Source organism: bacterium (genome assembly GCA_021372515.1).
In the GTDB taxonomy this organism is placed as follows: Bacteria; Gemmatimonadota; Glassbacteria; order GWA2-58-10; family GWA2-58-10; genus JAJFUG01.
The window spans coordinates 1-14,321 of sequence record JAJFUG010000214.1; the positions used below are offsets into that span (position 1 = coordinate 1).

10 protein-coding genes and 1 tRNA gene are annotated in these 14,321 nt (G+C 61.8%); 1 reads left to right on the forward strand and 10 read right to left on the reverse strand.

The features are described 5' to 3' along the window. Positions 1-380: 380 nt before the first annotated feature. Positions 381-456 (reverse strand) — tRNA-Glu (locus tag LLH00_19145). A 73-nt stretch (positions 457-529) separates the two neighbouring features. Next, entirely contained in the window at positions 530-3,400 is a 2,871-nt protein-coding gene (locus tag LLH00_19150) for an FAD-binding protein (protein MCE5273400.1), read from the reverse strand. A gap of 426 nt (positions 3,401-3,826) precedes the next feature. On the opposite strand from LLH00_19150, the gene LLH00_19155 reads away from it, so the two are divergent. Then, positions 3,827-4,090, forward strand: a complete 264-nt coding sequence (locus tag LLH00_19155) for a hypothetical protein (protein ID MCE5273401.1) — start codon at positions 3,827-3,829, stop codon at positions 4,088-4,090. 34 nt (positions 4,091-4,124) lie between these two features. Here the strand turns inward: LLH00_19155 and LLH00_19160 are convergent, their stop codons facing one another. The 8 genes from LLH00_19160 to pepF all read right to left on the reverse strand — a co-directional run bounded on the left by LLH00_19160 (position 4,125) and on the right by pepF (position 14,157). Further along, entirely contained in the window at positions 4,125-6,179 is a 2,055-nt protein-coding gene (locus LLH00_19160) for an Omp28-related outer membrane protein (protein ID MCE5273402.1), read from the reverse strand. 43 nt (positions 6,180-6,222) lie between these two features. Further along, entirely contained in the window at positions 6,223-7,953 is a 1,731-nt protein-coding gene (locus tag LLH00_19165; protein MCE5273403.1) for a DUF6029 family protein, read from the reverse strand. Positions 7,954-8,037: 84 nt separating this feature from the next. Further along, entirely contained in the window at positions 8,038-8,565 is a 528-nt protein-coding gene (locus tag LLH00_19170) for a TlpA family protein disulfide reductase (GenBank protein ID MCE5273404.1), read from the reverse strand. 192 nt (positions 8,566-8,757) lie between these two features. Beyond that, positions 8,758-9,306, reverse strand: a complete 549-nt coding sequence (locus LLH00_19175) for a hypothetical protein (protein MCE5273405.1) — start codon at positions 9,304-9,306, stop codon at positions 8,758-8,760. A 7-nt stretch (positions 9,307-9,313) separates the two neighbouring features. Then, positions 9,314-10,396, reverse strand: a complete 1,083-nt coding sequence (locus LLH00_19180) for an AAA family ATPase (GenBank protein MCE5273406.1) — start codon at positions 10,394-10,396, stop codon at positions 9,314-9,316. Between the two features lie 92 nt (positions 10,397-10,488). Further along, complete coding sequence (locus tag LLH00_19185; GenBank protein ID MCE5273407.1) at positions 10,489-11,736, reverse strand: serine hydroxymethyltransferase; 1,248 nt, start codon at positions 11,734-11,736, stop codon at positions 10,489-10,491. A gap of 42 nt (positions 11,737-11,778) precedes the next feature. Continuing rightward, positions 11,779-12,234 carry a ribose 5-phosphate isomerase B gene (gene rpiB / locus LLH00_19190; protein MCE5273408.1) on the reverse strand — a complete coding sequence of 152 codons (456 nt, stop codon included), beginning with the start codon at positions 12,232-12,234 and terminating at the stop codon, positions 11,779-11,781. A gap of 30 nt (positions 12,235-12,264) precedes the next feature. After that, positions 12,265-14,157, reverse strand: coding sequence for an oligoendopeptidase F (gene pepF / locus LLH00_19195; GenBank protein MCE5273409.1), 1,893 nt, complete (start codon positions 14,155-14,157; stop codon positions 12,265-12,267). Positions 14,158-14,321: the final 164 nt, after the last annotated feature.

The window sequence follows — 14,321 nt, forward strand, 5'->3', positions numbered from 1 at the left end:
CGCCGCCGAACCGTGCGGCAATTACAGCCCCGGCCGTTTCTCGCTCAATTAAACGCTACCCTGGCGGGAGGCTCAGACAGGTGCGGCCCCCAAAGGCAACAGCCGGCGGCCTGTCAGCCGCACGGGGTTTGGCTTTGACCCGGGATCGAGTTATTCCGATACGAACAATGTGTTCGCCCATCACATTCTATAGCAAAAATCTAACCGGACATTGCTGGGCAAGACCGAAAGGACGAAAAGACAAGGCTGGGCGAATACAAGGTTCGTCCCTACGAAAGGCATCGGTTGTGCCGGGGCACGGCGTGCCGCGCCCGAAATACCTTCCGGGGCCTCCCCAAAAACGGAAAGCCCGTCTCGGTATCGAGACGGGCTTTCAATTTTGGTAGCCCCTAGGGGAATCGAACCCCTGTTTTATGGCTGAGAACCACACGTCCTAGGCCACTAGACGAAGGGGCCAGTCACGTCAACTGTGTGCCACAATATAACAGCATCCCCCGCCACTGTCAAGGCTTTCAACCTTTCGGGCGTTCTATCGTGAGGGAAGATTTTCCAAACCCAGGGCCGCGGCCAGCACCTCGGCCGGATGGTAGGTCCCTTTGCCGCTCTGTTCCATCTGCAGACGGCAGGTGCTGCATTCACTGAGGCCCGCGCTCACGCCCTCGGCTTCCAGCGCCTGGAACAGCTTCTCCCCAATTTTCAGCGAGAGGTCGAAATGCTGTTTCTTCATCCCGAAAGTCCCGGCGATCCCGCAGCAGGCGGCCTGGCTCTCCACTATCTCCAGCCCCGCGACCCTTGACAGGAACCCCAGCCCCGGCTGTCCGATCTGCAGCGCCTTGAGATGGCAGGGCATGTGGTAGGCCAGCTTGCGCTCCAGGCGCAGGTCGCCGGGCAGGAGCTTCAGCTTGCCCTGGCCCTCCAGCAGCTTGAGGTATTCGAACAGCTCGAACGTGTTCGCGGCCACAGCGCGCCAGCGCGGGTCGGCGCTCCAGCCGGGGGCCTCCACGCGCAGGGTGAGCACGCTGGTCGGCTCTTGGCTGACTATGCTGTAGCCCTCGTCGATCAGGCCGGAAAGCTCTTCCAGGTTTTTCTCCAGTATCCTGAACGCGCTGCCCGCGTTGCCGTAGGCCATGGCCGTGATCCCGCAGGAGCCCAGGTCGGTCACTGTGACCTCGGCCCCGGCCAGCTCCTCCAGCAGACGAACTGTGACCTGCGCCAGCCCGGGCGAGTTGTAGCGCGCGAACAGGTCGCGGAACAGGGCAACTTTGGGGTGTCCATTGACTGCACCGGACGAACGGGTTTTAATCCTCCGCTGACGGCTGAAACGGGGCAGGCGGCGGCGGGAGTCCACCCCGGCTGTCATCTCCATTACCTTGCGCAGAATGCGGTTGTTCGACCCCAAGTTCGCCAGTGGGGCCAGCGCGCTCAGCACGCGGCAACTCACATCCGCCTCGGAGAGGAACAGCCCCGGCAGGTCCAGGCCGTTGTGCGCGGCGTAACGCACCTTGGCCTCGTACATCAGCTTGGGGATATCCACCGCGCTGGGGCACTCCACCGCGCACATCCCGCAGCCGATACAGTAGTCGTAGACCTCTTTCCAGGCCCGCTCCCACTGCCCGCGCTCCTCCGCCCGGCCGTACATCAGGTTGCGCAGCACCGAGGCCTTGGCCCGCGGGCTGGCCGCCTCCAGGCCGGTGGCCTTGAACACCGGGCACATCGAGTACATCAGCGGGCTGCGGCAGTTGCCGCAACCGTTGCAGCGCTCCACTGTCTCGGCGTAGGGGTGCTGGCTGTAGTTGAATCTCAGCTCAGGCAGCTCGGGGGCGTAGGGCACCGGTAACTTATGGTCCGAAGAGATGAGGTCTGTCCGCGTGGTGATGATCTTGTCCGGGTTGAGCAGCCCCCGCGGGTCGAAGATACGCTTGATTTCCTCGAACAGCGGGTAGGTGTGGGGGCGCATCTGACGGATGAACTGGCCGCGCACCAGGCCCTCGCCGTGCTCTCCCGAGAGAGTGCCGCCCAGGCTGCGCGCCAGCTCGCAGGTGGCCTGGGCGATCGATTCCAGCTTGCGGCAGTGGTCGGCGCGGCGCAGGTCGAGGAACGGGCGGATGTGCAGCTCGCCGCCCCCGGCGTGTCCATAGAACGCCGCCTGCACTCCGTGCGAGTCGAACACCGCGGACAGGCGCTTCACGTATTCTGTCAGGCTGTCCACCGGCACGGCCACATCCTCCACGAACGGCACGGGCTGGGTAGGGCCAGGACGGCGGAACAGCAGCGGCACTCCGGCCTTGCGCAGGTCCCAGAGCTGTGCCTCGCGGCGCGGGTCATCGGTCATGCGCCAGCCGACAGCCAGGCGCTCCCGCTCGCAGACCGCCTGGCGGATCGCCTCCAACCGCGCCGGAGGCTCCTCCGGGCTGTCGCCCTGGCACTCGACCAGAAGGCAGGCCGCGGCGCCGGGCGGCAGAAGGTCATCGTAGGCGTGGCTCGCCTGGCGCGCCAGGCCGATCATCAGCGCGTCGATCATCTCCACCGCCGCGGGGCCGTGCTCCAGGATCGGCAGCACTGCATCCGTGGCGCGGGTGAGCTGGTCGAACACGAGCAGGGCCACCCGCTTGAAGCGCGGCCGAGGCACCGTGGCCAGGCGCAACCGGCTGATCAGGGCCAGGCTGCCCTCGCTGCCGGCCAGCAGCAGGTGCGGGTTGAAAGTGCCGTCCTGAACCAGGCCTTCGAGATTGTAGCCGCTGCGGTCACGTCGTGTGCGGGGACGGTCGGCGGCGATGGCCCCGGCGTAGCGCTCCAGAAGCTCCGGCACCTGCCGGGCCAGCTCTCCGGGAAAGCCAGCCCCGTTGCAGGCCGTCTCCAGCGGCACCGGCCCCAGTTCGGCCAGGGAGCCGTCCGCGAACACCGCCTCCAGGCCGCGCAGGTGGTGACGGGTATGGCCGTATAGGATCGAGTGCGACCCGGTGGCGTCATTGGCCACCACTCCGCCCACAGTGCAGCGCCCGGCGCTGGAGGGGTCGGGCCCGATCATCCGTCCGTACTGCGCCAGGAACGCGTTCAGACGGTCGAGGACCAGCCCCGGCTGCACAGTGACCTCGCCCGTTGACTCGTCGTAGCCCTCCACCCGGTTCATGAACCGTCCCAGCTCCACGATCAGCCCGCGGCCCAGCGATTCGCCCGCAATCCCGCTGCCGCCGCCGCGCGCGGTCAGTGAGACCCCCTCCTGCGCCGCGACCTCGGTCAGCCGCACCAGGTCATCCGTATCCCGCGGGAACACCACCCCGGCGGGCAGTATCTCGAAAATACTGGCATCCGAGGCGTACAGTGTGCGGGTCGGCAGGTCGAAACACGCCACGCCACGCAGGCTGGCGGTCAGAGTTCTTTCGAGCCGGTTCTGCTTCACAGCGTCTCCCCTGCATTCCGTTCAGCGCGATCCCTGTCAGCGCCAAGCCAGGCCCGGCACTTTCGGCCCGGGCAGCCCGCGCGGAGCAACGATAATGAAACTGCCGTGAGGCGATAAAGTTATAACCGCTCCGGGAAAAAAGGAAGGCCGTTTATAAAGGCTTATTGGAGCGGAAGTTTGAACGGCGCGGTCGCCCACTGGATTTTTCTTGAGAATTGGGCTAAATTTTCAACCGTTCCGGTTCGATAATATATAGTGGCGAATACTATCCCCCCTTGTCAGCCGGGGATCGATTTGCGATAATAAAACGGGCCCTTTGCGGCCCGGTCGACTGAATTCAGTTAAAAACTCCAAGGGAAACCTGGGGACCTCGGGCCACGCTAAGGGATCGGTTCGGGCATGGACGCCCACCCGGAGAGTCCGGTTGTGAGCCATTTCATGTCCGAACTTATTGTCAAAGCCCTGCAGTACATTTCCACCACCAGCGGGTTTATCACGTTCATTTCCGTGATAACGGCCGCTTACGCCGGTATTTGGTTCCTGTTCCTGTTCGAGGCGATGCCGAAACGGAAGAAAGCCAAGAGCACCGAGGAGGCGCCGGCTGAGGAGGATGCGGCGAAGAAAAAAGGCGAGGCGGCCAAAGCTCCGGCCAAGCAGTCCGGAAAAGCTGCCGCTGCGGGCAAGGCCTGATCGGATTTGGAACTACCTTACTGCTCCACCAACCTTACTTGAGAAGCACCATTTTGCGGCTCTGAGTCCAGCCGGGCGCGGTCAATCGGCAGAGATAGACCCCGCTGGGCAACTGACTCCCACTTTCATCCCGTCCATCCCAGAAAACAGTGTGACGTCCGGGTTCGAGCACGCCCTGGGCCAGGACTTTCACCAGGCGGGCGCGCAGGTCGTAGACTTTGAGCGACACAGCCCCCGGCTTGTCGTTGCCTGGGATGTCGAACGTGATCACAGTGCTCGGGTTGAACGGGTTGGGGACATTCTGCGCCAGGCTGTAGGCGCGGGGCAGGCTGGCCACGGCGGCGAGCTGCGCGCGTATCTCGCTTTCCAGCGATTGCTCCAGGTGCAGCCTGGGCAGCGCGGCCCCGATCCAGGCGGCCTCCTCCACGGAAAGTCTGAATTCTCCCCGCTCATTCCGGACCGCGGCCAGGGACGGCCCGAGCGCATCCGGACAGCGGCCGGCGCTCAGGTCGCGGGCAAAGTCGAGCACGTCCGCGAAATCACGCTCCCCGTCGCCGTTCCAGTCCAGCGATTGGTTGGCCGGGTCGTTGCGCAACAGGAGCAGGAACGCGAGGATGTCCCGCACTGTCAGGGCCCCGTCCCCGTCGCAGTCGCAGCGCCGGGCAACCACCGCCGGCTTGTCCAGGACCTCCACCGTAAACCGCACCGAATCGTTGGCCCCGGCATGGTCGACCACCCGCAGCATGAAACGGTACAGGCCGGCCTGGGTGGTGTCGGGAGCGAACTTGAAGACTGGATTCTTGAACGAGGCGTGCGGGGGGAACGCGGTGCCGTAGCTCGCTCCCGTGGCCGAATAAAAAGCCCAGACAGTAAGGGTCTCGGCGGAATCGGGGTCGGTGATCGCGGCGCTGAAACGCAGAGTGTCACCCTCTGTCACCCGGTAGCTCTGGCCCTCCGGCAGGGTCACCTTGGGAGCGCGGTTGGGCTGGGGCTCGACCAGAGTCAGCGCCGGGAGCCGCACGTTCGTGGCCTGCTGCACTTTCTTGGTCTTCATGTCCTCAACGAACACCACCAGCTCACAACTGTCGGCTTTCCAATCCGGCTTCAGGCCGAACTTCGTCTGAATCTCGAGCTTTTCGCCCGGCTGGATCGCAAAGCGCTGGCCGCTCTGGCCGGTCACCATGGCACGCATGGCGTTGTCGAAAATCTTTTCACCGTTTTCCGGGATGTGCGGCGGGTCCCACTTGGTCGGATCGATCCCGCTCTCGGTCAGGACCACGAACAGGTTGAGACTGTCCGGGCCGATCGTGGCTCCGGCGGACAGCTTGACTTTCAGCAGGCCGGAATCGGCGGCGCTCGCGGGCTTGCGCCCTAACAGGGAGATGGTCAACGGGCTCTTTGTCTGCCGGAACTCGTTGAAAGAGGACACGGTGAAATAGTCCGGATATATCTCCTTGGCCCCGTCGATAAAAAGATCGGGGGTGGTTTTCTGGCCCAGGAAATTCACCCGGGTGGTGGGCGTGTCGAACCCGACATCCGCCACGTGGTAGCGGATCATGGCTATCGGAGCGTCAGTGTCTAAAAAGGTGTCGTCCAGGTATTTGTTGGAGGAAAAGCAGAAGCTGCACCAGGAGGCGGTGAACATCTCGAACAGCACTTTCTGACGGTCCGCGCCGTTGGTATCGTCGAGCACCACCAGACCCTTCCAGGCATCCATCCCGCCGTTCAGACGGGAAAGCCGCCCGTTAAACCCTCCGCCCGGCAGGCCCTCCAGGAACTGGGCCGCGCTGGCCGAGCGCGTGCCCGCTTTGCAGATCACGACGATCGGGCCGCTGGCGGGCAGCTTGCCGTAGCGTGTCTGCAGCACCCCGGTGTTGTAGGGGAACAGCACGGCGCCTGGAATGTGGCGGCCCACGAACTCATCCTGCTCCCGCACATCCAGCAGATAGGGCGGGTTGGCGGAGCTGAGCCAGCTCGACAGCGAGTCCGGAGAGATGTCCACGTAGGCAAAAAGCGCCGCCGTCCTGAGACACAGGACAGCCGCGGCCAGCAGCCCGAGGGTAGTTGCTTTACCGGCATGAAATCTCATTGTCTGCATCTCTCCAGTCAGCCTTTAAATTGAAAGCCCCGGATCAGAAGAACAGGCTCATCTCGGCGCGCAACCCCTTGAAACCGGGCATGTATTTGCACAGACCGTTCGAGCATATCAGCCCCTCGCGCTGGGAGCCGTAGAACAGGTTGAACGACCCGCCGTTGGTCAGGCGAACGCTGAGCTCCGAAAACGGCCACTTGCTGCTCTCGCCGGGCAGGGTTTTCTTGCCGGTGAACTCGCTGCCCACGGTGAGGATGACCCGCTGGTTCCAGCCCACCCCGAAGGCGGCATAATTGTTGAACCAGTTGTCCCGGACCCTCTCGTAGGGGAAACCCTTGTCGTGCATGTGCTGGGTTTCCAGGTCCAGGTGCAGCGACAGCTTGGGCGACGGCAGCCATTCGAACTGCACGGGCAGGGTGTGGACCAGTTTACGGTCGCCCGACCTGGTGATGAGCATATATTCGGTGATCCGGCGATAACCGTATCCGCCCTGCAGTCTCAAATTATCGTCAGGATGCCAGCGTATGTCAATGAAAGTGTCCCAGCGCGGGTCAAAGCGTTCGGCTACACTGGGCAGAAGCGGGAAACCCGTGCGCTTGCGGCGCCACTCCCCGTGGTCCGCTGCGGGCGGGAACAGAAGGTCGGCGTCCGAGGTCAGGCTGGCCACGGCCTGGAAATCCAGTTTCTCCGAGGCGGTCAGGTTGAATTCGAGCTGCATCCCGATCTCGTTGTCCGGGTTGGAGGTGATCGGGTAGCGGTTGAGCAGGTGGTAGAGGTGTTCCTTGTAGACCGTGGGCGGGTACTGGAAAATCGAGGCCCCGGTGGTGTGGAACCCGGTGGTCTGCACGCTGGTGCAGTAGGTTTCGACATTGTACTGGTAGTTCTTGTACTCGAAGGTCAGGCCGGCCTTATCCCCGGCCCAGCTCAGCGTTCCGTACACCCCCGCGCCGTCCACCGAGCGGGTGAGGTTCCGGTACTGACGGATCGGGGCCTGGGTCACACCCTCCAGGTAGGGCGACAGACGGTTGTAGCCGGAGTGTTTCCAGGAGCTCTCCAGATAAACCTCCCAGGCCCCGGAGATCACCTCCAGGTGCGGCCCGCCCACCAGGACCGGGATATCCGTGTCTATGGTGACATGCTCTTCGCTCAGATGGTCGGTGCGGCCGGTCATGTGGTCGCGCAGGGCGCTCAGGCCGGCGCTCACTGTCGGCGAGAAACGGTACTCCAGGGCGGCGGCGACCAGGCTGTGGTCATCGATGATCTTGGGCGAGCGATAGTCCATGTAGCTTGACCAGCCGCCCAGGGCCATCACCCGCAGCGAGCCCAGGTCGACCTGGCCCATGAACCCGCGTACCGTGTTGTCGAAATCGATCACCCGGTCCTCGTGCAGGTCGAGGGTCAGGCCGCGCCCCACCAGCGTGTAGAGCGTCCCCCCGCGCAGCATGAACTTGTCACCCGTGTACTGGATGTAGCCCTTGCGCAGGCGGGTGAAATCATCGCTGAACTCGGCGTGCTCGCGGCTCTCCACGCTCAGCCCGCCCTCCCAGCCGCCGCTGGAGAAATCGAGGTCCAGGCGGTTCTCGAAATACTGCTTGTCGTTTTTCTTGAGGATGCCCTGGAGGGTGCTCTCCTGGCCGTCGCCGTACCGGCTGCGCAGGGCCGCCCGGATGGGCAGGGTCCAGGCCTGCACGGCCTGTCCGGCCCCGGACAGGGCCAGCAGAATTGAGATTGCGGTAAGCGCCGCGGAGCGACCGCGCGGGAACCCGAGCATATTCGATCCCGTACTGTGAGCCGTTGCCTTCTATCCCATCCCCGCCCCGCACGCACACGCCTTGCGCCGGCGGCAATGGCGCTGTCACTGCCCGAGCAGCTCGAGCAGCTTCTTTTCCAGTTTTATGTGATCGCCCAACATGTAGCCGGCCTCCCGGTCCACCACGTTGCCCGCCGAATCGAGCACCACCAGATGGGGCAGGGCCGCGATGCCGTAGTAGCGCATCAGTTTCTGGCTCGGGTCCAGGAGAACCTCCGCGGCAATGCCTTTGGACAGGGAAAATGAGCGCACCTTGGAGCGGCTGCGCGTGTTGTCGCAATCGATGAAACGGAACCGCACCGGCCGGCCCTGCATCCGCTCGGCCAGACCGCGCAGCTCGGGGATTGCCTGCTGGCAGGGAGCGCACCAGAGGGCCCAGAAATCGAGCACTGTCAGCCGGGCGCTGTCGGCGGGGGCCAGACGGGTCGCGGCGCCGTCCAGGGTTTCCAGCTCCTCGCGCGGGAACTTGTCCTGCCCCGGAACGGGAGACCAGGCCAGAATTACAGCCATGAACGCGGCAGCCAGCGCCCTCAGCCCAGTCGATCCCCTGCCGATCCCGCTCGAACCGGTCATCCTCGCCTCCTGCAACGGAAAAGATCGACTTGCCGGATAAAAGCGTTCCCCATATACATCTTTGGACGCCTACACCTTGTTTAACGTAAAAATTGCACAAATGTTCGCAAATTTATCAGTACGGAATGAGGATTTCAAGAGGGAAAGCGGGAGAGAGGTCAGACGGCTCAACGTAGAACCATATTGTTATAATTAAGCTACAGACCACGGGACATCAGCTGCAGGAGTGTTTTCGATATTCAATACCAACGGCTTCGGATCGATATCCTTTACCAGTTGTTTTAGTTTTCCCAAGATATTTGCCGCGGTATTGGCGAGAAAAAGCCTCGCCCCAGGCCCGCTTCCCACATAAGGCTCTAAATGAAACACAATGCGCTTTGCAGCTGTGTTGACAGCTTTGATTGCATGAAGCTTTTCCGAAGGAACCGAAGCGTTGCTGGCGGCATCCGTCAAACCGGTCAAAGTATCTCTGGCCTTATCGGCCACAGTCTGCGGCAGGTTTGAGATTTTTTTTAGTGGTGGTTCTACGGTGAGTATCCTGTAATCCTTGGCTTCTATCAACCAGGTAGTCAAACCACGAACAGGATTCACCTGGCTCTCTACAGCCACAACATCCATAGCCTTCGGATCAACTACCTTTTTCGTCCATACATTTCTATAATGGTTCCAATCATCGTATTTTTCTGCGATTACACTGGCCGCAAAATCAAAGCGAAGAGTTTCAACTTGGAGGGTAGGCATTTAGGACCTATGCCTCCCTTACAGGTTCAGCGGGCAAGCCCATCTCGGCGTTAAGATAACGGTCAGACTGCTGTAGTTCTTCATCCAGCGCCGTTATATCGCCCACATCGTCAATCGTTTTGCCCTGCTGGACATTCACCGCCCCGTCCTCGCCAAAATGCAAGCCAAAAAAGCGGGCATCGAGCTTCTGCTTTTTAAAATCTCCATTCATAAGAATGTGCAGCTCCCGCATCAAGAACAGGCTATGGGTGGCAATGAAAACCTGGATGCCGCTATGAGCGATTTGAAGGATTGTCCGGGCAACTGTCTTGGTGATTTTCGGATTCAGATTGGCTTCGGGTTCATCCCAGAACAGATAGCCTTTATCGAGAAGTGAGCCGTTTGCGATCAAACGGGCAATAGTAGCCAGCTTGCGCAAGCCCTCCGCGACAAGGTGCATCTCCATCCTGCCAGAAGGTAAATTAAGGTAAAATCGCCCTGTTTTATCCGTTTCCACCTTGCCACCCATCGCATCTTCAAGAGGCTCAAGACGTTTCGCAATTTCTTGGAAGCGTCTCCCTTTCTTCAACGGTGCGTTAAGCAGGGTGCAGGTATCAGGCCACGTTTCCTCGAACGGAAGTTCTCTTTCCTCATAAAGTGAAGGAAGAACTGGAGCAATAGTAAGTAATTCCCTCGTTGGCAGAAAAACAGGAGGTTTACCCACCCATTCTGTAGGGTATCCATTTTTTTCAAACTTCACCTGTGACTTTGCATGTGATGAGAATGCAAATGACATATTCCGAGCTGAAATATCGAATTTATATTGCATACTGCACTTTCTTTGACCAACTCTACGTCTCACCAGTCTCCCGAATTCATCCGGCAGGAAGACTCTTTCAAATTTTTCTGCAATAGCCAGCGGTAACATGGACTTGAAAAAAGAGCCATCTTTCCTCATAGCCGCGCTTACAGCAATAACTGAATACGCTGCCATGAGTACGTGGGATTTACCATAGCTATTATCGCCGATAAAGACATTCAAGTGCTTGCCGAACTCGAAATCCGCTTTTGGGAAAACCGTGAAGTTTTCAAGGAGCATTGATTTTAGCATCGGCGCACTCCAGTATTCACGGACAAGTTTTGTTGCTTCTTAAGCTGTGGGGCCACTGCTCTCCGTGGCCCCACAGCTTATGGATTCTACTCTCAGAGCATATCCTGGTACAGCGGGAACTCCGCGCACAGTTTTGTTACCCGGGCGGCCACATCCGCGTACACCGTCTCGCGGCCCAGGTTCGACAGCACGTCGTGGATCATCGCTCCCACGCGCTCCATCTCGGCCACACCCATGCCGCGGCTGGTCAGGGCCGGGGTGCCGATCCGGATGCCGCTGGTCACGAACGGGCTGCGGGTCTCGAACGGGACCGTGTTCTTGTTCACCGTGATCCCGCAGCGGTCCAGGGCTTCCTCGGCCTCCTTGCCGGTTATGTTTTTGTCGGTCAGGTCGAGCAGCATCAGATGGTTGTCCGTGCCGCCGGAGACCAGTGTGTAGCCGGCCGACATCAGCACCGCGGCCAGACGGGCGGCGTTGGCGACCACCTGGCGGGAGTAAGTCTTGAACTCCGGTGAGAGTGCCTCTCGGAACGCCACGGCCTTGGCCGCGATCACATGCATCATCGGGCCGCCCTGGATGCCGGGGAAAATCAGCTTGTCCATTTTCTTGCCGAATTCCTCGGCGCAGAGGATCATCCCGCCGCGCGGGCCGCGCAGGGTCTTGTGCGTGGTGGTGGTCACCGCGTGGGCGTGCGGGACCGGGCTGGGGTGCAGCCCGGCGGCGATCAGTCCGGCCGGGTGGGCGATATCGGCGACCATGAACGCGCCCACGCTGTCGGCGATCCGGCGGATGCGCTCGAAATCGATAAAGCGCGGGTAGGCGCTGGCCCCGCACATGATCAGCTTCGGGCGGTGCTGCTCGGCCAGGGACTGCATCTCGTCGTAATCGATCCGTCCGGTCTCACGCTGAACCCCGTACGAGACCACCTTGTACAGAGTGCCGCTGAAATTGACCGGGCTGCCGTGGGTCAGGTGCCCGCCGTGCGAGAGGTTCATTCCCAGCACCGTGTCGCCCGGCTGGATCAGGGCCATGTAGACCGCCATGTTGGCCTGGGAGCCGGAGTGCGGCTGCACGTTGGCGTGCCCTGCCTGGAACAGCTCGCAGGCACGGCTGCGCGCCAGGTCCTCGGCGATGTCGACGAACTCGCAGCCGCCGTAGTAGCGCTTGCCCGGGTAGCCCTCGGCGTACTTGTTGGTCAGCGGCGTGCCCATGGCCTCCAGCACGGCCCGGCTGACAAAGTTCTCCGAGGCGATCATCTCCAGCTTGCCTGCCTGGCGGCCGATCTCCTTGAGGATCACGGAGTGGATTTCCGGGTCGATTCTTTTCAGTTCTTCCAGCATCGGCATACCTCTGCAACTGACTTGAGTTGGAAGTGTCCCGGCTCAGCAGCCGGGTTCGTTTTCGATATCCGCGATTTTCTGGATGCGCCGGCTGTGACGGCCACCCTCGAACGGGGTCTCCAGCCAGGTCTTGAGGATCGGCCGGGCCGCCTCCGGGCTGAGCACCCGCCCGCCCAGGGCCAGGATGTTCGCGTCGTTGTGACGGCGGGCCATCTCGGCCATGAACACGTTCGTGCACAGGGCGGCCCGGGCGCCGTGCACCTTGTTGGCCGCGATCGACACCCCGATCCCGGTGCCGCAGACCACCACGCCGCGTTTGGCCGCACCCGAGACCACCTCCCGGGCCACCTTGCGGCCGTAATCCGGGTAATCCACGCTCTCCGGGCCGTGGGCGCCCAAGTCCTCCGGCTCATAACCCAACTGGCGCAGGTACTCCACCAGGTCGTTTTTCAGCTCGAAACCGGCATGGTCGCTGGCTATCGGTATCCGTTCCTTCATCTGTTCCCTTCTCTCCAGTTGGCTGTCAACTCACTTCTTCTCGTCCAGCAGCTTCTCCATGCGGTCGAGCAGGCTGTCCATCAGGCGGGCGGTGGCCACGATCGGCTCGGGGCTGTTCATGTCCACGCCGGCGCCCTTGAGCAGGTTGATCGAATAGTCGCTGCTGCCGCTCTTCAGGAAATTCAGGTAGCGCTCGCGCTCCGAGCTGTCGCCGCTCAGCATTTTCTGGCTCAGCAGGGCGCCGGCCGCATAGCCCGTGGCATACTGGTAGACATAGAAATTGTTGTAGAAATGCGGTATCCGTCCCCAGTTGATCTCGTAGGCCTGGTCCACAGTCATATCCGGCCCGAAATATTTCTGGTACAGCTCGTGGCATAGCTTGTTCAAGCTTTCGTAGGTAAGCGGGTCACCGGCCTCGGAGCGGGTGTGGATCTCGCGCTCGAACTCGGCGAACAGGGCCTGGATGTAGACCGTGCCCTGGATCTGGCGCACGTAGTGGTCGAGCAGGCTGAGCTGCTGCTGACGGTCGGTGGTGACCCGCAGAAGGTGGTCCATCAGCAGGGCCTCGTTGGTGGTGGAGGCCACCTCGGCCACGAAAATCGTGTAGTCGCCGTAGGCCGGCGGCTGAGTGCTCCAGGTGAAATAGCTGTGCATGGCGTGGCCCATCTCGTGGGCCACGGTGAACACCTCGTGCAGAGTGCCGTTGTAGTTGAGCAGGATATAGGGGTGCGTGCCGTAGGAGCCCCAGCTGTAGCCGCCGCTGCGCTTGCCCTGGTTCTCGAACACGTCGATCCAGCCGCCCTTGAACCCGGAGTCGGCGATCCGGTTGTATTCCGGCCCCAGGGGCTTGAGAGCGGCGCGGACCAGCTCCAGGGCCTCGTCGTAGCTGTACTCGGCGTTGTCCTCCGGGAACAGCGGGTTGTAGAGGTCGTAGGGGTGCACCGACTCGATGCCCATCAGGCGCTTGCGCAGGCTGACATAGCGGTGCATCGGGGCCAGATTGGCGTTGATCGAGCCCACAACATTATCGTAGACCGCCGGCGGGATATTGTCGCCGTCCAGGGCCGCGGCCAGTGAGCTTTCGTAGTTCCGGGCGCGGGCGTAGAATATGTCGCGCTTGACTATGCCGCCCAGCAGCGCCGCCAGGGTGTTCTCGTAGCCGTCGTACACACCGTAGAACGCCTCGAAAGCGCGCTTGCGCAACTCGCGGTCGCCGCTTTCGATGAATCGGCTGTAGCGGGCCTTGGTCAGCTCCACCTCCTCGCCCTTGTCATCCTTTATGCTCGGGTAGCGGATATCGGCGTTGTCCAGCATGCCGAACACTGTGCGCGGGGATCGGGTGGCCTCGGCGCTCAGGGCCAGGATTTTCTCCTCGGCCGGACTGAGCGTGTGCGCCTTGGTGCGGATCAGGTCCTCGAGGCGGTGACGGTAGAGGGCGAGGCCCTTGTCGGATTCCAGCCAGCCGCGCAGCTTGGCCTCGGGTATCTGAAGGATCTCGGGCACCACGAAAGATCCGGCGGCCGAGTAGTCGGTGCTGACCGATTCGGCCCGGTCGGCCAGGGCCTGGTAGCGGGTGTCCCCGGTGTCCTCATCCCGGCGCATGTGGGCGTAGACATACAGCTTGCCCAGAGCCACGCCAGCGCTGTCCTGGAGCTGGAGCAGCTTGAGCAGGCCGGCCGAGGATTCCCCTATTTTACCCCGGTAGCCCTCCAGCTCTGGCACCCAGGCCTTGACCTGGGCGAAATCCTTCTCCCACATCGCATCCGAGGGGTAAATGTCCTCCAGACGCCACTTGTACGCATCGCTGATTTCACTTCTTACCGGCGCTTTTTTCACATCCGCTCCGAATGCATTACAGGTTAGGGCCGCCGCCAGCAGTCCGGCCGCGGCGACAAGAGTGGCTTTTCCGCTCAGTTCACCCATAGAATATGCCCCTGTTTCAGGGTCCGGTGCAACCGGGCAGGGCCGCCTCCGAAACGTTTTTTTCCCGCGTTTCGGAACAAACCGCAGCCTGCGGGATTAAATCATGTGGTGACTCCGCCTTGCTCAGCCACCGGCTGGAATTACGGGCCTAAAGATAAGAGTGG